Origin of the sequence: Corynebacterium sp. HFH0082 (assembly GCF_000411235.1) — a bacterium.
GTDB classification, from domain to species: Bacteria; Actinomycetota; Actinomycetes; order Mycobacteriales; family Mycobacteriaceae; genus Corynebacterium; species Corynebacterium jeikeium_D.
Map to the genome: position 1 here is coordinate 2,124,728 of NZ_KE150404.1, position 22,601 is coordinate 2,147,328.

The following is a 22,601-nucleotide window of genomic DNA, read 5'->3' on the forward strand; positions in this document are numbered from 1 at the left end:
GGTTTTCTACTGCGCTCAAATAAGACCACCCCGGTCCGCATCCACTTCGGATGTCGACCGGGGTGGTTTTTGTTACCCAGATTCTTCCGATTTCGCCTTGACCCCACATATGTCGGATACCAAATCTACTGTTTACCAGTACTAAAATGGACATATGTCTACCAGTCCCTCCCCCACCACCGATCTTTCGAGCAACGCCACACAGCTTGTCGCCAACGGTGTCAACTTCGACTACGAGGCCACGCCTGTTTTGCGCGATGTCTCGCTCACGCTTTCCGACGGCGATGTCCTCGGTCTGGTTGGAGACAACGGAGCCGGCAAGTCCACTCTTCTTTGGCTGCTGTCGGGTCGTCGTCGGCCCACGAGCGGTACGGTGACTCATGTTGGCACGCGTGTACTCGGCTCTCAGGAACTGGAAGCTCCTTTCGACTCCACGGTGCAAATGCTTATCGATGAAGCCCTCGGCCCCTCGAAACGTCGTTTAGCGGAGTTAGAAGAGGCAGCTGAGGCGATGGCCTTAGCAGAGACCCCAGATGAGTCTAAGGCGGCAGAGAAGGCGTATTCGAAGGCCTTCTCGGACGTCATGGCTCACGATGACTGGAACGCCGAACATAATGCGGAGATTGTGCTCGACCATCTCGGCCTGACCGGTTCTGCTCCGGACGGCGCTCCCCTGACAGAGCAACTAACCACGGAGATTTCCGGCGGGCAGCGGGCGCGGTTGGGGCTCGCGATTACGCTCATTCGAAAGCCAGAGATTCTGCTTCTCGACGAGCCCACCAACCATCTCGATGAACGCGGTCGCCAGCTCGTGATTGACACCATCCAGAACCACCCTGGAGTGGTTGTGGTGGCAACACATGACCGCGACTTCCTGGATGCCGTTTGTACTGTAATTGGAGACTTGGTGCCGGGGCGCCCTGGTATTGGGCTGTTCCGTGGTAATTACTCCGACTACGCGAAGCACCGTCGCCACCAGCGTGAGCTATGGGAGCACCAGTGGCGCTCGGAGGAGCATGAACGCAATCGGTTGGAAGACACCATCGAGAATGGCGCTCGTGAGATCTCACCGGGTCGGGAAATGACGGACAATAACAAGATGGCTTATGACCGCCGTGGCGGTCGTGTAGAGCGGCAAATCGCCCGCCGCGTGCGTTCGGCTAAGCAGCGGCTGGAGGAACTCATTGAGGAAGGTGTGGAGCGTCCACCGGCACTACTGGGCTTTGATGCCCCGTTGACCGCACCCCTACCGACCAAGCGCGCTGCTTCGGGCAGCGATGAAGATTTTCACATCAAGATGCGCGGTGTGGTCGTCCCAGATCGAATTCGGGTTGGTTCACTGACTATTCGTCCCGGCGACAAGGTCGTGATCACCGGCCCTAATGGGGCCGGCAAATCTACTTTGTTTAAGACGATCATGGGGCAAGTTGAGACGCAGGCTGGCGAGGTGCGTATCGGCGAGAACTGTCGAGTAGCCATGCTGGCTCAGGAACAAGACTGGGAAAACCCAAAGAAGTCCGCCCGTGAGTTGTACGACCTTGCGCCCAATGCCCGCGTGCCTCTCGACGACTTTGGATTGCTTAGCCCTGAGGATGCCAATCGACCGGTAGGAAGCCTCTCCATCGGCCAGCAGCGCCGGGTGGCGTTAGCGTTGGTCGTAGCCAATCCGCCGGAGATCTTGCTGCTCGATGAGCCTACGAACCATCTGAGTGTGGATCTAATCGAGCAGGTCCAAGACGCGATCGCATCTGCAGAGGGCACAATTATTGTGATTACCCACGATCACCGCATGATCAACTCGCTCGAAGCGCGTCATCTGCAGGTGACTGACGGTGAGGTCATCGAACTACCTAAGGGGCAGAAACCCGTCGAATTCGCTTGATGCGGAATCATATATTGACTACAGATCCTAACCGACGAGGTAACACCAGTTAGGAATCCCCTCCCACTCGCCCAAACAAAAAAGTCTCTCCCACTAACGCCCTTGTTAGTGGGAGAGACTTTTCGGTTATCTACGACTGTGGTTCAGTCTGATTGCACTCGGACTAGTGCTTCTCCGGCGGAGTGATGTACTGAGTGTTGAGCTTGGTGCCGGAGACGATCAGAATTACCGCGCCAAGGACAATCAGCCAGTAGGCCATGAATGCGATGCCGTAGCCCATGAGGAGGATGCCCATGGTCATCACGAACGGCCAAATCGAGCTAGCGGAGAAGAAACCGAGGGTACCTGCACCGTCGGCAATCTCTGCCTCTTCGAAGTCGGCCGGGGTGATGTCGGAGCGGCGCTCAGTGAAGTGGAAGTATCCACCGAGCATCAGAGTCATCAGAGCTGCGAGGACCAGGCCGGTTGCGCCAGCCCACTCGAGGCGACCCTGGCTTTCGTTGATGACGTTACCGGTGTCCTGGAGGTACTGAGTGCCGAAGATGTAGACGACAGCCATGAACCCCAGGAACACGGTAAGTCCGTAGAAGAGCTTTGCTGCAGACTTCATTTGAGAACTTCCTTTAAGTAAGAATCTTGCTGGGTTTACTTGGCGGTCGCGTTCAGGTCAATGGTGTTAGCACCACAATCACCCATGTCGCGGGTGTCGACACGACCGGAGTTGAACGGCGAAGTGGAGACTGCGAATGCCGGCTCACCGATGTGCTTCAGAGCATCAGCGTTAGTAGCTTCTGGGTTCTCCTGGCGGAACTTGATGTACTCGGTGAATGCCTCACGGGAGACAGCACGAATCTCGAAGTTCATCATTGCGTGGTAGGTACCACACATCTCGGCACAACGGCCAACGAATGCGTTCTTGACCTTGTCGCTCGGGTTGTCCTCTGGTCGGTTGGCAATCTTGTCCGAGTCAATCTTTTCGATCTGGAAGACACGGTTGGACTTGTTAGCCTCCGGGTGCGGGAACACGTCGCGCTTGAAGAGGAACTCCGGAACCCAGAAGGAGTGAATCACGTCAGCGGACGCGAGGTCGAACTGGATTGCAGTGTCTTCCGGAACAACGAGGACCGGAACCTCTTCGGTGGTACCGAGGGTCTCAATCTCGTCGTAGTGCAGGTAGTCGAGGCTCTCCTTGGAGCGTCCGTGAACCGGGTGCTCCTTCTGCTTTGCGCGATCCTCAGCGGACGGAACCTCGTGGCCGCCCTCGGTGAAGAACTGCTCATCAGCCGGCTTCTCAATACGGCCGTTGTATTCCTCGCCGCCCATCAGGTCAGCGGAAATGTTGGCGTAACCGAACTTCCAGTTCCACTGGAAACCGGTGACGTCGACGGTAACTTCCGGATCCTTATCCAGGGCAGTGACCTTGTCCTGAGTCTGAACCGTGAAGAAGAACAGAGTCATCACGATCAGAATCGGGAGAATGGTCAGAGACAACTCAACCGGAACGTTGTATGCAGTCTGGCGCGGGAACTCGCCCTTGCCCTTCTTTTCAGCCTTCTTAGCTGTGAAGTTTGCCATCGAGTAAAGGGTAACGCCCCAAACGATGATGCCGATAATCCAAGCTGCAACCCAGGTCCAAACCCAGAAGTTACCCATGGACTGTGCTTCCGGGGTCACACCTTCCGGCCAACCAAAGCGGAGCAGCTTGAAGAAGCCGTTCTCCGGAGGATTAACATCGCAGCCGGCAAGCAAGGCTGCGCTACCGGTGGCAACGCCGAGGACGCCGAGCTTACGGGCGACTCCGAACTTTCTACGCTGATTCACGTGTGTCTGCCTTCCTGATCCACACAATTTTCGATAACCGATTAAGGTTTCGTCCTACCCAAGCAGAGTAGTCGATTCTTAAGCTTTCTCCACAATAAATATGGCTGTGGGGTGCCTTTGAGTATATCTGCCCTAATAAAATACTGAGAAAGACCCGCCTATCGGGGGTGGCATTCTCACCAGTTACACCCTGTTGACGCTCCTAAGTCTATGAATTTTTTAGTGTTTGTGCCACGCGCTGACGCACACACCGTCCCGCGCAACCTTGCCCCGAGCCCTAGACACGGCAAACTCAGACATTCTCGCTTTTCCCCAAAAGGCATTAAAGTAGGTGCAGCATTTCTATGTGGCGCCAATCTGGGGTTCAACCCAGCTACTCAGCCACGCGGCGGTCCTTCACGGCCACCGGTTAAGGCGACAACCAGTCGCGCTGAGCCGCTAGCTACGGAGCCGTCGAAAATCCATTAAGTGACACTAAGCGAAAGGTGCGCGCACGAAGCATGTGTGGTCTTCTCGGAATCCTGGCTGCAAATTCTGACGCAGCGGAGCTCGTTCCCGTTGTCGAAAGGGCCCTGCCCTGCATGCGGCACCGCGGCCCTGACGATGCAGGCACGTGGCACGATGAGGACGCAGTTTTCGGCTTCAACCGCCTATCCATTATTGATATTGCCCACAGCCACCAACCGCTGCAGTGGGGACCAGAGAATCAGCCGAATCGTTACTCCATGACCTTCAACGGCGAAATCTACAATTTCGTCGAACTTCGCGAGCAGCTGGAGAAGAAAGGCTATGCCTTTAATACCTCCGGCGATGGTGAACCTATCGTCGTTGGGTTCCACCACTGGGGAGCGGACGTCGTAAAGCACTTGCGCGGCATGTTCGGCATTGCCATTTGGGACAGCGTCGAGCGCAAGCTTTTCCTGGCGCGCGATCCGTTCGGCATTAAGCCGCTCTACTACGCCACCACAGAGCGTGGCACAATTTTCGGTTCTGAGAAGAAGTCCCTGCTCGAAGCTGCGCCGGAGATGGGCATCGATGCGAAGAAGCTGAATAAGCGCGCACTGGAGCACTACGTCGATCTGCAGTACGTTCCGGAGCCGGAGTCGCTGCACACTGACATTGTTCGTCTGGAGTCGGGTTGCACTGCCATCGTTACGCCTGGTGGCGAAGTTAAGCAGACCCGCTACTTCAAGCCGAATTTCCCGATTCAGCCAGTGGCTAAGGGCGCTGAACAGGATGTTTTTGACCGCATTGCCCGTGCGCTGGAGGACAGCGTCGAGAAGCATATGCGTGCCGACGTCACGGTGGGCTCGTTCCTGTCGGGCGGTATCGACTCCACTGCGATTGCAACTTTGGCTAAGCGCCACAACCCGAACCTGCTGACGTTTACCACTGGCTTCGAGCGCGAGGGCTTCTCCGAGGTCGATGTGGCTGCCGAGTCCGCCGCCGCCATTGGCGTCGAGCACATTGTGAAGGTCGTCTCGCCGGAGGAGTTCGCCGGGGCGATTCCTAAGATTATGTGGTACCTCGATGACCCGGTAGCTGACCCTGCACTGGTGCCGCTGTACTTCGTGGCCGCAGAGGCTCGTAAGCACGTTAAGGTCGTACTGTCCGGTGAGGGCGCAGACGAGCTCTTTGGTGGTTACACCATTTATAAGGAGCCGCTGTCGCTGAAGCCGTTCGACAAGGTTCCATCTCCCCTGCTGCGCGGTCTGGCTAAGGTCGGCGAAGCTCTGCCAGAGGGCATGCGCGGCAAGTCGCTACTGCAGCGAGGCACTACTCCGCTGGAACAGCGCTACTACGGCAATGCTCGTTCCTTTAACTTTGAGCAGCTGCAGGAAGTGCTGCCGTGGGCCAAGAAGGAATGGGACCACAGCGATGTCACTGCGCCGATTTACGCGCAGTCTGAAGGCTGGGACCCTGTGACTCGGATGCAGCACTTGGATCTGTTCACCTGGTTGCGTGGCGACATTCTGGTCAAGGCGGACAAGATCACCATGGCTAACTCCCTGGAGCTGCGCGTGCCGTTCCTCGACCGTGTGGTCTTCGACGTTGCGCAGACGCTGCCGGTGGACATGCGTGTTTCTCACGGCACCACCAAGTACGCATTGCGTCGCGCCATGGAGCAGATTGTTCCGGAGCACGTGCTCAACCGCCGCAAACTGGGCTTCCCGGTGCCGATTCGCCACTGGCTGGCAGGCGACGAGTTGCACGGCTGGGCCGAGGACATCATCCGCGAGTCCCAGACCGAAGAGTTCATTAATAAGGACGCCGTGCTCAAGATGCTCGCCGAGCACCACCCAACCGAGCGCGACCACTCCCGCCGCCTCTGGACCATCCTGGCCTTCATGGTCTGGCACGGCATCTTCATCGAAGACCGCATTACTCCGGACATCGAGCAGCGCGACTACCCCGTCGAGCTCTAGCTCGCTTTACGACGGTCTCCGCGATTCAGCCCCATCCTGCCCCGGCAGGCTGTCACCATCGCTGGGGCAACCAATAGAAAAGGCTCGGACCTCACTCAGTTAACAAGAGTGAGGTCCGAGCCTTTTTACTATCCGACGCTTTTCACAGCGTCTGCTGACAGCTCTGCTCAGCTAATGACTTAGTTGAAGGAGTCACCGCAAGCGCAGGAGCCAGTGGCATTCGGGTTATCGATGGTGAAGCCCTGCTGTTCAATGGTGTCAGCGAAGTCGATGGTGGCACCGGACAGGTACGGAACCGACTGGCGATCAACGACCAGCTTGACGCCACCGAAAACTTCGGCGACATCGCCGTCGAGGCTGCGGTCATCGAAGTAGAGCTGGTAGCGCAGGCCGGCACAGCCGCCCGGAGCCACGGAAATACGCAGTGCCAGGTCGGTGGCACCTTCTTGGTCCAGAAGTGCCTTTGCCTTGGCAGCCGCAGCTTCGGTCAGGGTAACGCCAGTGCTCTGAGCAGTAGTCATAGCGCGTGTCCTCCTTGTTGAAGTGTTTAAGTATGCGAGTCGACCCCAAGGTCGGCTACGTCATTATTTATCACAACCTTACCGACCAGTCTTTAATTCCCAATTCTGGGTTCTCTTTTTCTTTCTCTTTTTCGGAAGTCTCTTTTTGCCGCCACATCGCAACCACACCACGGCTTCCCACGCCACAAGCGCACTCTTCCCGCCTGCCCCTGCGGCGGTCATCCCCAAAACCTCGCCCTTGCCCCGCCCCTGACCCTCAACCTGCAACCTAATTAGGGAAGCACCTTGAAGACCTTATAATCTGGGGTCGTGAATCTACCGTGGAAAAAGAATGACAAAAAGTCCAAGGCAGCTGAGGCAGCTAACGCTGACGCAACCAACGCCGGAGACGTAGCCACCGACGCGACCGCATCCAGCGGGGCCAAGGGCACCGCTTCGGAGTCTCAGCAGCCCGAGAAGAAGCACAGCGGTGCTTTTACTCCCAAGAAGGGGCGCCCCACTCCGAAGCGCAACGAGGTTGAGCGCGAACGCGGCATCCGCCGTGGCCCGGTCGAGGCGCCGCTGACCGCTAAGGAAGCTCGCCAGCGCCGCAAGGAGCTCAAGGCTTCCATGTCCAAGGAAGAGCTCAAGGCCGCCAAGGCACGCGAGCGAGCAGAGCGACGTGAGCAGCGTCGCATTGCCGACGAGCGCATGGCCGCCGGCGATCCGCGCTACATGCTGCCACGCGACCAGGGCGCTGAGCGCAAGTTTGTCCGCGACTGGGTTGATTCCCGTCGCTTCCTCGCTAACGTGTTCCTCCCGTTCGCGCTGATTCTGCTGCTGATTATGATGATTGGCACTTCCCTGCCGAAGCTGGCCAACATCGCATCTCTCATCGCGATGGTTCTCATCATCGCCCTGATTATCGAGGGCATTTACATCGGCCGCCGTGCCATCAAGTTGACGCGTGAGCGCTTCCCGAAGACCACCGAAGGAGCCTGGGGACTGGGCTTCTACGCTTACTCCCGCGCTTCTCAGCCGCGTCGTCTGCGTACTCCGCGTCCGCAGGTCAACATCGGCGACGAAATCAAGTAGCCTCATCTGCCATGCGCACTTTGGTTCTCGGTGGCGCCCGCTCAGGCAAGTCCTCATGGGCTGAGCACGAGCTGCTGGCCACCGCCGCAGCCTCAACCGGCGGTGGCTCAGATGCTGCAGCCTCAACGGTGTTGCACTACATCGCAACAGCACGGCCCTGGCCCGGTGATAGCGATTTTCACTCCAGGGTCGAGGAGCACCGCATTCGTCGTCAAGCACAGGCAAAAGAGCACGGAGTGGCCTGGCACACGGTTGATGACGTCGATGCGGTGGAAGCTCTCGAGTCGCCGGAGCGGCGCATGCTGCTGGACGATGTCGGCACCTGGCTGACGCACATCATCGACGCGCAGGGGCTGTGGGAAGCGCCGAGGGGCAGCGTCGCGCCGTGGACGCACTCGCTTGTCGACGCCGTGCGCAACTTCCCCGCAGATTCCGACCTGTTCATTGTGTCGCCCGAAGTGGGCTTCGGTGTCATTCCCGAACACCGTTCAGGGCGGCTTTTCCGTGATGAGATTGGCCTTCTCAACCAGCAGCTCGCAGCTATCTGTGATCGTGTCGTCCTAGTTGTGGCTGGCTGCCCCATGGAAGTCAAGGCGGCGAGCTAGATTCACGCCACGCCGCTTCCCCTATGACGGCCTGCCTAGCAATGCGAATAACTGTGCACCAATGGTCGGTAGACAAATCGTTTTCGGGTAGCGTTTGAGAGTATGAACGCGGATTATTTTGGACCGGTAGCACGCCCTGACGAAGAGACTGAACAGGCCGCCCGCGCGCGCCATGAGCAGTTGACTAAGCCCGCAGGCTCACTTGGCCGGTTGGAAGAACTCGGCATTTGGATTTCGGCGTGTCAGGGAGAATGCCCTCCGCGTGACCTGGACGATTGTCGTGTTTATGTCTTCGCTGGTGACCACGGTGTTGCCCAGGGCGGGGTGTCCGCGTACCCGTCCGAGGTGTCTATTCAGATGCTTGCCAATATCGAGGCAAAGGGTGCCGGCGTGAACGCTATCGCTGACATCGCGGGAGCCACTGTTACCGGTGTGGACATTTCCCTCGACCACGATGCCGAAGGGCCATACCGTATCCGTCGCAGCTGTGGTTCTATTGACCGCGAGGATGCGATGAGCGAGGAGGAGGTCGATAAGGCCATCCGCACGGGCATCGCGATTGCCGACGCCGCCGTTGATGAAGGCGCTGACCTGCTCATTGCCGGCGACCTGGGCATCGGAAACACCACTCCAGCCGCAGCGCTGATTGGTGCCGTGACCAACTCCGAACCAGTTGTCGTCGTCGGCCGAGGCACTGGCATTGATGACGAAGGGTGGAAGCTCAAGGTCGCTGCCGTACGCGATGCCATGTTCCGCGTGCGTCGCCTGCGCAATGACCCGGTTGAAGTGCTCCGTCGTATTTCCTCACCGGATATAACCGTGATGGCCGCGTTCTTGGCGCAAGCAGCGGTTCGTCGCACTCCTGTGATTTTGGACGGAGTGGTTGTCACATCCGCTGCTCTGCTGGCTGACCAGCTCGCTCCGGGCGCCCGCGATTGGTGGGTCGCCGGCCACAAGTCGGCAGAGCCCGCGCACGCGCTTGCCCTTCGACACCTGGATAAGGAACCACTTCTCGAATACAGGATGCGTCTTGGCGAAGGCTCCGGCGCCGTCGCTGCCCTACCACTGGTCAAATCCGGCGTATCGGTCCTGCGCAACATGGCTACTTTCGCCGACGCAGGCGTAAGCACCAAGGACTAATCGACTTGTCCGACAAAGCCGGCCCGTCTCACCAGGACAACCTCGACGGCGATCACTCTGCTCACGGCAATGCCGTCGCTGAGGCCATCACCACTGCCCTGTCCTGGCTCACCATCCTGCCTTTCAAAGGCGCGAGCGTGTTCGACCGTATCACCGGCCGTCGCGCCATCGCCGCACTGCCAGTAGCTGGGCTCGTTCCTGCCGCGGGTGCAGTTCTCATCACGGCGGCGCTGTTCGCAACGTCGTCGTCACGCACGCCCACGCTTTACGACGTCACCCCAATCCTCGGCGGCGCCCTGATTATGGTGGCGGCACAGATGTTGACCCGCGCGATGCACCTGGATGGGCTGGCGGATGTGGCGGATGCCCTCGGCTCGTATAAGCCGCCGGAGGGGGCGCGGGAGGTGCTGCGCGATCCGAGCACCGGCCCAATGGGCGTGGGCTCCATCGTGCTGACGATGTTGACGACGACGACTGCTTTTGCCGTGATTGTGGCTAGTGTGCTGTCGCAGTGGTCTGCCGGTCAGATGTGGCCTGGCGTGGTTGCGCTGTGCTTGCCTTTTGTAGCCTCTCGCGCGGCAGCAACGACTGCCTGCTGGCGCGGCTTTCCGCCTTTTTCGAACAGCGGCTTCGGCTCTCTGACTGCCGGTACTCAGTCCACAGTCACGGTGACCTGCTGGTGGATACTGCTGCTCGCTGTGTCGGGCTGGGTGGTTGGGCTCGTGGGCGTAGTCGCTTGTGCACTGAGCTTTGGCGTTACACTGCTGCTGACGCGGCATTGCGTGAAGAGGTTTGGCGGAGTCAACGGCGACGTGTTTGGTGCAGTCATTGAGATAACGTGCGCTGTCTGTGCCGTGGCACTTGCCATAGGGTTCTAGCAGGGAAAATGCGCGCATTGCCCCCGTTGGGGTTTTCTTTAAAAAGAACTATTGACGGTCGCTTTGACGCGGACGTATTCTGAGGGCACACCGCCGGGAAGGCGGAGTACAGGAGGCTCGTTTCGGGGCTCGCCCAAATTATTTTGCGCCGACCGTTTGCCGGGGCGCCAAGAACGAGCACACCTTCTAGCCTCCCAGCTAATTAAAAAAGCGCGTCCCGCCGCAGCGATGCACGGGACGCGCTTTTCTTTGTTGGGGTGGCACTCCCAGGTTTGGGTTCAGTGGGGTTTGGGTTCAGTGGGGCTAGTGACTGCGGTTATGTTAGCGACGGCGGGCCAATGCGAGTTACTGACTGCGTTTATGTCAAAAATGGTCCGAAAAATGGCTTGAAAGTGTCATAAACTCACACAGTTTCACATCTGCAGCCCATAATTCTTGGAGTTGTCAGTTCTTGCGGCTAAGTAGCAAAAAATGTGCCCGCCAGCGATACGCCAAGCGGACACAATTTTGCTGCCTTCCCCACCCTGCCCCCCCCCCCTGCTCAGGAACTTCCTGATCTTACGGTTTGTCTACTCCTTGCGCTTCTTGTTCTGGTAGACGATTGCGCCGGCAATGCCGATAAACACGGCGACCACTGCTACAACGGTGCCAATGACCAACGGGCTCATGCCCTCATCTTCCATGTCCGACGAGGATGCGGATGCCTGAGAATCCGTATCCGAGGAGTCAGATTCATTCGACGCATCTTCTGACGAGTCCTTTGACGATTCCTGTTCCGGCTCTCCCTTGGCCAGAATCGGCTTATCGGATGGAGTCGGGCCGTTCTTGTCAGTCGGTCGCCAGTCAGGCCCCTTAGTTGGCTTGTTGTCCAGGAGGAATGCGAGCTGGAACGGCTGATCGATGCCACTGACCTCTTCATCCGGGCGATAGTTAGCCATTCGGACAGTCGCGTAGTAGTAGCCGGCGTTGGCTACAGGTCGTCCTCCAACATTAGATTCTCGGTTGTTGTATTCGACCGGACGATCTGTTGACAAGTTCAGGTCCTCGGAATCCTGATAAAAGTGCATTGCTCCATCCGCCACGGAAACCTCGAACGGATTCAGCAGGGCAATTCCCATGGAATCGGCATTATCGCGCTCCGAATTTCCAGTGCGGGCAGCAATCACTGGTCGCTGACCCCACTCGACAGGGATCTTGTAGAACTTCTGTTCACCGGGCACGATTGTGTCAGAGATGTTATCCCCAGATTTAACTTCCGGCGCTTGGGCTGCGTTATTGCCACCGTTTACGGGCTTGGCCTCTCCAAAAGTGGCCTTTTTGTAGGCTTTGTCGCCGGTCGAAGAAGACCGCCCCTCATTTAGTTTGTCAGCATCCTGCTTCTTCAGGACTGGCTCAAACTGGACGCTAACCTCGACCTTCACCGGTTCATCACGATAGTCCGCTACTGAATCACCGTCATAGACCCACACGTTATTTGCGACGAGCCACTTGGTTTGATCGCAACTGGATTCGATGCGGTCACTATCCCATGCAAGAATGCTTGCATCAGCCGAAGTTGGAGTCCACGAATCGGCACTAGCTTCGGCGCCAGTCAGCGACCCCATACGACCGTCGTCCTGGCATTTTCCGCCAGTTTCATTGATGATTTCGTCAACTTCAGTTCGGACATCCTGCTGGCCTTTACCCTCAGCATCGATATTCGCTAACACCTTTGAGGTAACAATCGCGTTGTGTCCCTTCGGCACTGCGATTCGGTAGTAGAGCGGGGTGCGATCGTGCTGGGCAACCTCTGGCACCAGCGTCGTCTGGTACTTGCCCTCGCCGAGCCATTTCGCGCCTTCCTTAGTCTCGGAGAACTCGAAAGGAGTACCCGTGGTTTCGTAGCCCTGCACTGACCGCTGAGTCAAGAACTTCATGTGGTCTGCAAGCTGGGTAGCATCGTCCGCAGTCATGCTCTGTCCACCGGATACCTGCGCAACACACTCCAGCTCAGCGCGAGCTTCTTCATCGACCTTGAAGCCCACTGTGTGAATCGTCAGGCCAACACCCTGCCCTGCCAGTTCCTTCGCAACCTCACACACCGGTGGCGGCGCGCAGGTGTCGATACCGTCAGAGACCAAAATAATTGACCGCTCACCGTCTGGGCCAAGCTCATCAGCCGCCTTACGCAGTGCATTGCCGATCGGCGTATAGCCCTGAGCTTCCAACCCGGCAATCCTGCTCTTCAGGCCTTCTTTGTCGACCTTTTGGACAGGCGACAGCACCTCGATGTCCTGGCAACCACGTTCGCGGTTGGATTCATCACTGGATTCGCGCTGGCCATAAACCAGCATGCCAAGCAGCGCATCATCCGGGAGGGAGTCAATCAGCTCCGTGGATGCGCGCTTTGCCGCATCGAGGCGGGTGCCTCCGGCGTCGTCGGCAAGCATCGAACCAGACAGATCCATGATTAGCTCTGCTTTTGCTTCGCCCGTACCCCCTTCGCCCGTAGGAGCGGGCTGTTCCACCCCGGACGGCGAAGGCGAATCTTGGGCTGCCGCCACCGGAGCCGGAATCGCACTAAACCCAATCGTCCACGCAGCCAACAACAGAGTGACAACGATGGTTACCCTTAGGCGCTTTGAACTACTTGACGAAAAACTATCTTTAAAAAAGTCTTGAACTACCACCATCACAGCGCCTCAAACTGTTTTCCCAACTACAAAAATCAATCGTGTTGGTAGTTTTTCACAGTGACCCCGGTCACGCTAGAGGTGTTTTTAACGGCTAAACAAATGCCGCCTGAACAATTCATGAACCATGAGAAAATCGCACAGCCGTTGGGGAGCCAGCAAAGCAAAAACGCAGCCCCTGAACAGCGAATACTGAACAGGGGCTGCGAAAGTACTAATTCTAGTAACCACTATTAAATTTTTCTTAGCCGACCTACGCCGAAACTAAGCCTCAACGAGCTTGTAAATCCAACCGTGGGTATCCTCAACCTCGCCGTGCTGGATACCGGTCAGCCGCTCGCGCAGCTTCATAGTCCACTCACCGGTCTCGCCGCCGTTGATCTCGAACTCGCCCTCAGCGGACTTCACAAAACCGACCGGGGTGATGACTGCAGCAGTACCGCAGGCGAATGCCTCGCTCATAACACCGGAGGTGGCATCATTCTTCCATTCCTCGGTGGAAATGCGACGCTCCTCGACATTCATGCCCAGATCCTGAGCAGCCTGCAGCAGCGATGCCCGAGTAATGCCCGGCAGCAGCGAACCAGACAGCTCTGGAGTCACCAGCCGAACACCAGCGTCAGCATTCTCATCCGGGTAGATAAACGCCAGGTTCATGCCGCCCATCTCCTCGATGTACTTGCGCTCGACAGCGTCCAGCCACACAACCTGGTCGCAGCCCTTTTCCTCTGCCTGCTGCTGAGCCGCCAGCGAAGCTGCATAGTTACCTGCGAACTTCGCAGCACCGGTGCCGCCCGGCGCGGCACGCACGTACTCGTGGGAGATCCACACGGTCACCGGGTTAATGCCACCGGAGAAGTACGCGCCGGCAGGTGAAGCGATGAGCAGGAAGGTGTAAGAGTTCGACGGGTGCACGCCCAGGGTGCTCTCGGTGGAGAACATGATTGGACGCAGGTACAGGGATTCTTCGCCACCAGCTGGCGGCACCCATGCTGCATCGGCTTCAACCAGCAGGCGGATTGCCTCGAGGAAGGTCTCCTCCGGCAGCTGCGGCATTGCAATGCGGTCAGCGGAGCGCTGGAAGCGACGAGCGTTCTGCTCCGGGCGGAAAGTAACAATGGAACCATCCGGCATGCGATACGCCTTCAGTCCCTCAAAAATCGACTGCCCGTAATGCAGGACCGAAGAAGACGGCTGCATTTCAATCGAACCGTATGCCTGCAGCTTGGCGCCATGCCAGCCTTTGTCTGCAGTCCAGTCAATTCGGACCATGTGGTCGGTGAAGTGCTTACCGAAACCAGGGTTGGCCAAAATCTCCTCGCGCTCGGCATCAGAGAGTGGATTCGGGTTACGTTCGATTGCAAATTCCAAAGCAGACATGTCTTTCATCCTAAACCGTCGAGGATCGAGTCGTATCAATACTCGCCCCCGAAAGACCGTGTTAGTCAGGGCAATGTCAGCGTCGCGGGCACTAGGCGCGGGTACATTCCAATAGTCGTGGCGCTGGCTCGTCAGTCCGCTGTCCAGGGGTGAAGGACACGAACCGGCAAATAGGGATACGGTGGTGTACCACATAGTACGACTACAAGGAGATGCAACTACATGTCAGTCCCCGCTAACAATGATTCGGCACAGCTCGGCGCCTCTCGCAACGCCGCTGTTTTGTCCAATTACCTGCCGGCTATCGGCACTCGCGTGGTCATCGCTGCCGACAACTCTCTGCCCGCGGACGCCGACGCGGTTCTCGTCGCGCTTATCGACGGCGAGGATGGCCTCGAGCTGGTCGCACCCGAGGCCATCGGTTCGGTTGCAGAGCAGCTGCTCGCCTCCTTTGAGGCAGTCTCCGCCAGCGCTAAGTCCGAGTCCGTGACCACCATCCCGGCTCCTGCTGGCCTGGATGTCGACAGTGTCACGGGCGTTGGCGTGGGTTCTGAGGACCTGGATGCGGAAGACATCCGCCGTGCCTGCGGCGCCGCTGCCCGCCGTATGACCAAGGCCAAGGTGGTCTTTAACACTCTCGGCGCCATCGATCCGCAGGCTGCAGCCGAGGGCTTTGCGCTGGGCGCTTACGCTTACTCCGGTCAGAAGAGCACCGAAGAAAGCAACGAGGCCACCCAGAAGGTGGTTGTGTTGGGCGCTGATGACGACGTCGTAAAGCGCGCTTCGGCAATTGTAGATGCCGTTGCCACCGCGCGTGACTTCGTCAATACAGCATCGTCGCACCTCTACCCCGAGACGTTTGCTGACGCTGCTGCAGCGCTGGGCCGTGACGCGGGGCTCGAGGTCGAGGTGCTTGACGACGACGCTCTGCGCGCCGGCGGTTTCGGAGGCCTCAATGCCGTGGGTGGTGGATCCTCGCGCGGGCCGCGCCTGGTGCGCCTGATCTGGAAGGGCGATGAGTCGGCAGAGAATTCGCTGGGCCTGGTCGGTAAGGGCATCACCTTTGATACTGGCGGTATTTCGCTGAAGCCGGGCGCCAGCATGGAGAACATGATCTCCGATATGGGCGGCGCTGCGGCTGTTATTGCCACAGTCGTCCTGGCTGCTCGCCTAGGTGTATCCACCCCGGTGACCGCAACTGTTCCAATGGCGGAGAACATGCCGGGTGGTAAGGCGTACCGTCCGGGCGACGTCATTACGCAGTACGGCGGTAAGACCATTGAGATTCTGAATACCGACGCTGAGGGCCGCCTCGTACTCGCAGACGCCATTGTCCGCGCCTGCGAAGACAAGCCGACTCACCTGATTGACACCGCTACCCTGACCGGTGCGCAGCTGGTCGCTCTTGGCGAGCGCACCCCGGGCGTCCTGGGTAACGACGAGTTCCGTGACCGTGTTGCAGAGCTGTCTCAGAGCATTGGTGAAAATGGTTGGGCAATGCCGATTCCAGTTGAGCTAGCAGAGGCCCTGAAGTCGCCGGTGGCTGACCTGCGGAATGTCACGAACTCTCGCTTTGGCGGTATGAGTGTTGCAGCTGCATACCTGCGCGAATTCGTTGGCGAGGATGTTGAATGGGTTCACATCGACGTTGCCGGTCCGGCCTTCAACACCACCGGGGAGTATGGTTATACCCCGAAGCGGGGCACTGGTGTTCCGGTTCGGACGATGTTCTCTGTGATTGAGGATTTGGCAACGAAGTAGCCGGTCATCCGACTGCGCCCCGCCCGGCTGGAATCCTGGCTGGAATGAGCTATTCCACGCACCAGTCGAAAGCGGGCGCAGCCCACGGGGCAAGCAGAGTTTTCAACCTGTAAGCTAATTTGTAATAACCGTCTTAAAACGAGATTTCTTAACTTTTCGAGGAGTGCACAAACATGGCGACCTCTATTGAGATGCCGGAGCTCGGTGAATCAGTTACCGAAGGCACCATTACCACCTGGCTGAAGAAGGTCGGCGACACCGTCGAGGTCGACGAACCGTTGCTCGAGGTTTCCACCGACAAGGTCGACACCGAAATTCCATCTCCGGTCGCCGGTGTTCTCACCGAGATTCTCTTTGAAGAAGACGACACCGTCGATGTTGGCGAGGTCATCGCAAAGGTCGGCGAGCCGGGCGAAGAGCCGGAAGGCGCTGACGATTCCGCTGAGGAGACCGAGGAAGAGGCTCCGAAGGAAGACGCTGAAGAGCCAAAGAAGGAAGCACCGAAGGCTGCCTCCGGTTCCGCTACTGACGTTGAGATGCCGGAGCTCGGCGAATCCGTCACCGAAGGCACGATTACCACTTGGCTGAAGAAGGTCGGCGACACCGTCGAGGTCGACGAACCGTTGCTCGAGGTTTCCACCGACAAGGTCGACACCGAAATTCCTTCCCCAGTCGCAGGCACCCTGCTCGAGGTCCTCTACGACGAAGACGACACCGTTGACGTCGGCGAAGTCATCGCTCGCGTTGGCGATGCAGACGCTGCTCCGGCCGCCAAGGAAGAGGCCGAGGAGGCATCTGCCGCAGTCGAGAAGGACGAGGAGCCAGTAAAGGCTAACGAGGAGACTGAGGAAGACTCCACTGACGTTGACGCTGGCGACGCTACTGACGTTGAGATGCCGGAGCTCGGCGAATCCGTCACCGAAGGCACCATCACCACCTGGCTGAAGAAGGTCGGCGACACCGTCGAGGTCGACGAGCCACTGCTCGAGGTTTCCACCGACAAGGTCGACACCGAAATTCCTTCCCCAGTCGCAGGCACCCTGCTCGAGGTCCTCTACGACGAAGACGACACCGTTGACGTCGGCGAGGTCATCGCTCGCGTTGGCAGTGGCCAGCCAAAGAAGGCTGCACCGAAGAAGGAAGCTCCAAAGGCTGAATCCAAGCCGGAGCCAAAGAAGGAAGAGCCAAAGGCAGAGTCCAAGCCGGAGCCAAAGAAGGAAGAGCCGAAGAAGGAGACTCCGAAGGCTGAGGCTCCGAAGGCTGAATCCAAGCCTTCCGCTAACAAGGACGTTCCTTACGTCACCCCGCTGGTCCGCAAGCTGGCTGACAAGCACGGCGTTGACCTGACTAAGGTCGAGGGCTCTGGAATCGGCGGCCGCATTCGTAAGCAGGATGTTCTGCGCGCTGCCGAGGGCGGCCAGGAGACTACTGCTGAGTCCGGCTCCAACTGGTCCACCAAGGGCGTTCGCCCTGAGCTCGCTGAGCTGCGCGGCACCACCCAGCGTGTCAACCGCATCCGCGAGATCACCGCTGCCAAGACCCTCGAGTCTCTGCAGACTTCCGCACAGCTGACCCAGGTCCACGAGGCCGATATGACTGCCATCTGGGATTTGCGCGCTACTAAGAAGGCTGAGTTCGAGAAGAAGCACGGCGCAAAGCTGACCTTCCTGCCATTCTTTGCAAAGGCAATCGTTGAGGCTCTGGTCAGCCACCCGAACGTCAACGCTTCCTGGAACGAAGAGACCAAGGAGATTACCTACCACGAGCAGGTCAACCTGGGTATCGCTGTCGATACCGAGCGTGGTTTGCTCTCCCCGGTCATCCACAACGCTCAGGATATGTCCCTGCCGGAGCTGGCTGCTGCTATTGCGGACATCGCAGACCGCGCTCGCAACAACAAGCTGACCCCGAACGACCTGTCCGGCGGCACCTTCACCATTACCAACATCGGCTCCGAGGGCGCTCTGACCGACACTCCGATTCTGGTTCCGCCGCAGGCCGCAATGGTCGGCACCGGCGCGATTAAGAAGCGCGCAGTAGTCGTCACCGAGAATGAGGCAGATGCCATTGGTATTCGCGCCATGGTCTTCCTGCCAATTACCTACGATCACCGCCTGATCGACGGCGCTGATGCAGGTCGCTTCATGACGACCGTTGTTGACCGCCTCGAGGTTGCTAACTTCGAATCGGATCTGCAGCTCTAAGCAGCTTGCTCCCCTCCTGGGGTAGTAGCGCCGCGGGAATCTAGCTGGCTTGCTAGCAGGAGGTTCTGCCTCTTCCCTGCCCGCGTTAGTCGCACTTTGCGGCTGACGCGGGTATTTCTTTTGCCGCATTCGTCCCGCAGTTGAACCTAATCAGCGATTCCTTCAAATGCGCAGGCCCCCTATTCTTGGCTAGTGCTCAGATTTCACGTAGCCACACATAGCTAGCAAAGGCTCCATCGGCACAAAGAATTAACGTGCTGTTATTGCGCCGTTAAGCCATTAGCAGACAGCGGGAGGGTCGAACCGAAAGCAAAGCTGCAAGTAGCAAATGCGCATACTTTTTGTCCTGCCGAAATGCGAGAACACCACACACCCCCGCACACAGTTCCGGCTATCGCTTTCAGCTACACCGACGAGAGCTGAAGATAGCGATAATTAAATTCATTATTTGTTAACCTCGCCGTCACCTAGTTAGCAATTAGCCTTTACCAATCTAAGAAATCATTAGACAGCAGGCTTCTTTGGCGTGCCTATTTTTGCTCTCTGTACGTAACTTAGAAAGGTGGAGCATGTCCTCGGCTCCAGCGAATACTAGTTCGTCGACCGGGACCACATCATCTGAGCAATCGAGCTCCTCAGATAAGTGGTGGCACCTCTTCTTCGGCGGGCTTCTCGCAATCAACATCGTAATTTTTGTCTTCTGGGCTTATGACTTTGTGGGCCCGCAGGCAAATACGGCAATCCTTCTGATTACCATCGCGTTCGCCGTCTTCATGGCGTTCAACATCGGCGGTAACGACGTTGCTAACTCCTTCGGTACTTCAGTCGGTGCCGGCACCCTGAGCATGAAGCAGGCGCTTGTTGTCGCTTCAGTCTTTGAGGTTTCGGGCGCCGTCCTCGCTGGTGGCGAGGTTACTGACACCGTCCGTTCCGGCATTGTGGACCTGAACGCAATCCACGGTTTGGACCCGATGGAGTTCGCCTTCATCATGATGTCCGCGCTTCTTGGCGCGGCAGTGTGGCTCCTCGTTGCGACCCGCATGGGTTGGCCAGTCTCCACTACCCACTCCATCGTCGGCGGTATCGTCGGTGCCGCACTGACGGTCGGTTTCATCACCGGCAAGGGTGGCTGGAGCATGGTCCAGTGGGATCAGATTGGTCAGATCGCCGTTTCTTGGGTCCTCTCTCCGCTCCTCGGCGGTTTGGTCGCGTTCCTCCTGTTCGGCGGCATTAAGAACTCGATTCTCGTCTACAACGACAAGGCTTCCAAGCAGCTGCAGGCCATCCACCAGGAAAAGGCGGACCTCAAGGCGCAGCACCGCGACGACTTCGAAAAGCTCCCTGAGCACGATCAGATCTCGTACACCAACGCGATGCTTCGCGACGCGACGACGATGCGTGACAACGACTGGACTCCGGATGACCTGGAGTCTGAGTACTTCCGCAAGCTCGTCCACATCGAATCCAAGGTTGATGATGTCCGCGCTCACCGTGCGCTGGAAGCTTGGGTTCCGGGTCTAGCAGCCCTGGGCTCTATCGTCATCTCCGCGATGATGCTGTTCAAGGGTCTGAAGAACCTTCACCTAGGGCTTTCCAGCCTGGACAACTTTCTGATTATGGGCATGATCGCCACCGCAGTGTGGCTTGCCGTTTACATCTTCGCGCGTACTTTGAAGCGTCAGGATTTGGATCGTTCCACCTTCCTGCTGTTCAGCTGGATGCAGGTCTTCACCGCTGCTGCGTTCGCTTTCTCCCACGGCTCGAACGACATCGCTAACGCGCTTGGCCCGTTCGTGGCAATTCTGGATGTTCTCCGTACCAACGAGATCTCTTCCGAGTCTGGTGTTCCGCTGGCAGTCATGACCACCATGGGTGTCGCTCTCATCTCCGGTCTGTGGTTTATCGGCCGCTTCGTTATCAAGACCGTCGGTTCCGGCCTGACTGAGATCCACCCAGCATCGGGTTTTGCCGCAGAGCTTTCCGCTGCTGTGGTCGTTATGATTGCTTCCCTGCTGGGTCTGCCGGTTTCTTCCACCCACATTCTGATTGGTGCCGTTCTCGGTGTCGGTATCGTTAACCGCGCCGCTAACTGGAACCTGATGAAGCCGATTGGTTTGGCCTGGGTTATTACCCTTCCGGCCGCTGCAGGTATCTCGGCAATTACCGTTTCCATCCTCCGCGTCGTCTTCGGCTAAGCCCACAAAAGCACGCCACTTTTACCCCGGCGGTCACTTTCTAGTGACCACCGGGGTATTTTTACGTCTGGTGCTATCCAAGTAAGTCTGGCGCTATCCAAGTAACAAGGATTCTGAGGCTCACAGAATTTCGGCGTATCCTATAGGCCACCATGACTGCCCCAAGAAAACCTTTTACTCGCGCAGATAAATCCATTCGGGAATCAAGCTCCGACATCGAGATTCAACATCTCGGCCTTGTCGACTACGAAGAGACCTGGCACCTACAGGCAGACCTTGCTGCCAAGCGTGCGAAAGACCTAATTCCAGATCAGGTTCTCGTGCTTGAGCACCCGAGTCTTTACACAGCAGGAAAGCGCACCCAGCCGGAGGACCGTCCTACCAATGGGTTGCCGGTCGTCGATGTCGACCGCGGTGGCCGCATCACCTGGCACGGCCCGGGCCAGCTTGTGATGTATCCCATCATCAAGCTCGCTCAGCCGGTCGATGTGGTGGACTACGTCCGCAGACTGGAAGAAGCCCTCATTCAAACCGTTCGCCGAGCTGGCATCGCGGCTGCTGGCCGCATCGATGGCCGCTCGGGGGTATGGGTTCCCGCATCAAACGGACTGAGCGACCGAAAGATTGCGGCACTGGGAATCCGCGTGACCCATGGTGTAACCATGCACGGACTCAGTCTGAACTGCGACAACTCTATGGAGTTCTACAACTACATCATCCCGTGTGGCATCTCCGACGCTGGAGTGACCACCCTATCCCGGGAGCTTGACCGAGATGTTAGCGTGTCAGAGATGACAGAGCCGCTTCTGGCAGATTTGCAAGATGCTTTGGAAGGCCATCTGACCGTTGCCGACCATTCCTTCGGCTCCGCGCCCGACCCCACGAAGGACCTGCCACACCGGGTGAAGCACAACTCCACCACCGGCATATTCGAGTACTCATCAACAAAAGAGTAGGATGAAACTGTGACTGTTAAGCCAGAAGGACGTAAGTTACTGCGCGTCGAGGCACGAAATGCCGAGACCCCTATCGAGAACAAGCCCCGGTGGATTCGCAACCAGGTTCGTCCGGGCCCCAGCTACAAGGACATGAAAAACCGTGTCTCGGGTGCCTCTTTGCACACGGTCTGTCAGGAGGCTGGCTGCCCGAACATTCACGAATGTTGGGAAGACCGCGAGGCCACCTTCCTCATCGGCGGCGATAAGTGCACCCGCCGCTGCGACTTCTGCCAGATTAACTCAGCCAAGCCCGACCCATTGGATAAGGATGAGCCGCGTCGTGTTGCGGAATCCGTCCGCGAGATGGGTCTTCGTTACGCCACTATCACCGGTGTCGCCCGCGACGATCTGCCCGACGGTGCATCCTGGCTCTACGCTGAGACCTGCCGCCAGATCCACGAACTCAACCCGAATACCGGAGTCGAGCTCCTTGTCGATGACTTCCGTGGCGACGAATCTGCAGCACAGCAGGTATTCGACGCCAAGCCCGAGGTTTTCGCCCACAACTTGGAAACGGTGCCGCGCATCTTCAAGCGCATCCGCCCCGCATTCCGCTACGAGCGTTCCTTGGAACTCATCACTCGCGCTCGCGAAGCTGGGCTAGTTACCAAGTCCAACCTCATCCTGGGCATGGGCGAATCCTACGACGAGATCATCTCCGCTATGCAGGATTTGCACGATGCCGGCTGCGATATTCTGACGATCACTCAGTACCTCCGCCCCACTCCACTGCACCATCCAATTGAACGTTGGGTTAAGCCGGAGGAGTTCGTCAAACTCTCCAAGACCGCTGAAGAGATGGGCTTTGCCGGCGTCATGTCCGGCCCGCTGGTCCGCTCTTCCTACCGCGCTGGCCGACTCTACGCCCGTGCACTGGCGCACCGCGGTCAGGAACTGCCTGCGCATCTGTCCGCGCTTGCCGACGACAACGACAACAACCTCGCGCTTCAGGAAGCCTCGACTCTGCTCGACCGCTATGGCGCATCGGAGGATACGCCAGTCACTTCGACTATTCCGGCTTCCTAGAGGCCGACGGCCGCAGCG

16 protein-coding genes are annotated in these 22,601 nt (G+C 58.1%); 11 read left to right on the top strand and 5 right to left on the bottom strand.

The genetic code is table 11. The features are described from left to right. Positions 1–154: 154 nt before the first annotated feature. The gene (locus HMPREF1206_RS11425) at positions 155–1,882 is read left to right on the top strand and encodes an ABC-F family ATP-binding cassette domain-containing protein (protein WP_016423030.1); all 1,728 of its coding nucleotides are present in this window, start codon (positions 155–157) and stop codon (positions 1,880–1,882) included. A 163-nt stretch (positions 1,883–2,045) separates the two neighbouring features. On the opposite strand, the gene HMPREF1206_RS09145 is transcribed toward HMPREF1206_RS11425, so the two are convergent. Together HMPREF1206_RS09145 and HMPREF1206_RS09150 are read right to left on the bottom strand one after the other, a co-directional pair. Beyond that, entirely contained in the window at positions 2,046–2,492 is a 447-nt protein-coding gene (locus HMPREF1206_RS09145; RefSeq protein WP_016423031.1) for a cytochrome c oxidase subunit 4, read from the bottom strand. Positions 2,493–2,527: 35 nt separating this feature from the next. Next, complete coding sequence (locus HMPREF1206_RS09150; RefSeq protein WP_016423032.1) at positions 2,528–3,703, bottom strand: cytochrome c oxidase subunit II; 1,176 nt, start codon at positions 3,701–3,703, stop codon at positions 2,528–2,530. A gap of 500 nt (positions 3,704–4,203) precedes the next feature. On the opposite strand from HMPREF1206_RS09150, the gene asnB reads away from it, so the two are divergent. Then, a complete protein-coding gene (gene asnB / locus HMPREF1206_RS09155; RefSeq protein WP_016423033.1) occupies positions 4,204–6,129 on the top strand; it encodes an asparagine synthase (glutamine-hydrolyzing) in 1,926 nt (641 codons plus the stop codon). Positions 6,130–6,308: 179 nt separating this feature from the next. Here the strand turns inward: asnB and HMPREF1206_RS09160 are convergent, their stop codons facing one another. Further along, positions 6,309–6,650 (bottom strand): iron-sulfur cluster assembly accessory protein, encoded by a 342-nt coding sequence (locus HMPREF1206_RS09160; RefSeq protein WP_005512007.1) that lies wholly within the window; start codon positions 6,648–6,650, stop codon positions 6,309–6,311. Between the two features lie 309 nt (positions 6,651–6,959). On the opposite strand from HMPREF1206_RS09160, the gene HMPREF1206_RS09165 reads away from it, so the two are divergent. From HMPREF1206_RS09165 to HMPREF1206_RS09180, 4 genes are all read left to right on the top strand, one after another. Beyond that, positions 6,960–7,724, top strand: a complete 765-nt coding sequence (locus HMPREF1206_RS09165) for a DUF3043 domain-containing protein (protein WP_016423034.1) — start codon at positions 6,960–6,962, stop codon at positions 7,722–7,724. Positions 7,725–7,735: 11 nt separating this feature from the next. Beyond that, a complete protein-coding gene (locus HMPREF1206_RS09170) occupies positions 7,736–8,329 on the top strand; it encodes a bifunctional adenosylcobinamide kinase/adenosylcobinamide-phosphate guanylyltransferase (protein WP_016423035.1) in 594 nt (197 codons plus the stop codon). Between the two features lie 102 nt (positions 8,330–8,431). After that, positions 8,432–9,469, top strand: a complete 1,038-nt coding sequence (cobT, locus tag HMPREF1206_RS09175; protein ID WP_016423036.1) for a nicotinate-nucleotide--dimethylbenzimidazole phosphoribosyltransferase — start codon at positions 8,432–8,434, stop codon at positions 9,467–9,469. A gap of 5 nt (positions 9,470–9,474) precedes the next feature. After that, complete coding sequence (locus HMPREF1206_RS09180) at positions 9,475–10,347, top strand: adenosylcobinamide-GDP ribazoletransferase (protein ID WP_016423037.1); 873 nt, start codon at positions 9,475–9,477, stop codon at positions 10,345–10,347. A gap of 569 nt (positions 10,348–10,916) precedes the next feature. Here the strand turns inward: HMPREF1206_RS09180 and HMPREF1206_RS09185 are convergent. Both HMPREF1206_RS09185 and HMPREF1206_RS09190 read right to left on the bottom strand, forming a co-directional pair. Continuing rightward, positions 10,917–12,794: a VWA domain-containing protein gene (locus tag HMPREF1206_RS09185; RefSeq protein ID WP_052317820.1), complete on the bottom strand. Its 1,878-nt coding sequence runs from the start codon at positions 12,792–12,794 to the stop codon at positions 10,917–10,919. Positions 12,795–13,283: 489 nt separating this feature from the next. Continuing rightward, entirely contained in the window at positions 13,284–14,399 is a 1,116-nt protein-coding gene (locus HMPREF1206_RS09190) for a branched-chain amino acid aminotransferase (RefSeq protein ID WP_016423039.1), read from the bottom strand. A 222-nt stretch (positions 14,400–14,621) separates the two neighbouring features. Here HMPREF1206_RS09190 and HMPREF1206_RS09195 point away from each other — a divergent pair, with 222 nt between their 5' ends. From HMPREF1206_RS09195 to lipA, 5 genes are all read left to right on the top strand, one after another. Next, positions 14,622–16,160, top strand: a complete 1,539-nt coding sequence (locus HMPREF1206_RS09195; protein WP_016423040.1) for a leucyl aminopeptidase — start codon at positions 14,622–14,624, stop codon at positions 16,158–16,160. Between the two features lie 173 nt (positions 16,161–16,333). Beyond that, positions 16,334–18,364 (top strand): 2-oxoglutarate dehydrogenase, E2 component, dihydrolipoamide succinyltransferase, encoded by a 2,031-nt coding sequence (gene sucB / locus HMPREF1206_RS09200; RefSeq protein WP_016423041.1) that lies wholly within the window; start codon positions 16,334–16,336, stop codon positions 18,362–18,364. Positions 18,365–18,933: 569 nt separating this feature from the next. Continuing rightward, the gene (locus HMPREF1206_RS09205; protein ID WP_016423042.1) at positions 18,934–20,559 is read left to right on the top strand and encodes an inorganic phosphate transporter; all 1,626 of its coding nucleotides are present in this window, start codon (positions 18,934–18,936) and stop codon (positions 20,557–20,559) included. A gap of 152 nt (positions 20,560–20,711) precedes the next feature. Continuing rightward, positions 20,712–21,515: a lipoyl(octanoyl) transferase LipB gene (gene lipB, locus HMPREF1206_RS09210; protein ID WP_016423043.1), complete on the top strand. Its 804-nt coding sequence runs from the start codon at positions 20,712–20,714 to the stop codon at positions 21,513–21,515. Between the two features lie 9 nt (positions 21,516–21,524). Beyond that, the gene (gene lipA, locus HMPREF1206_RS09215; RefSeq protein WP_016423044.1) at positions 21,525–22,583 is read left to right on the top strand and encodes a lipoyl synthase; all 1,059 of its coding nucleotides are present in this window, start codon (positions 21,525–21,527) and stop codon (positions 22,581–22,583) included. Positions 22,584–22,601 lie beyond the last annotated feature (18 nt).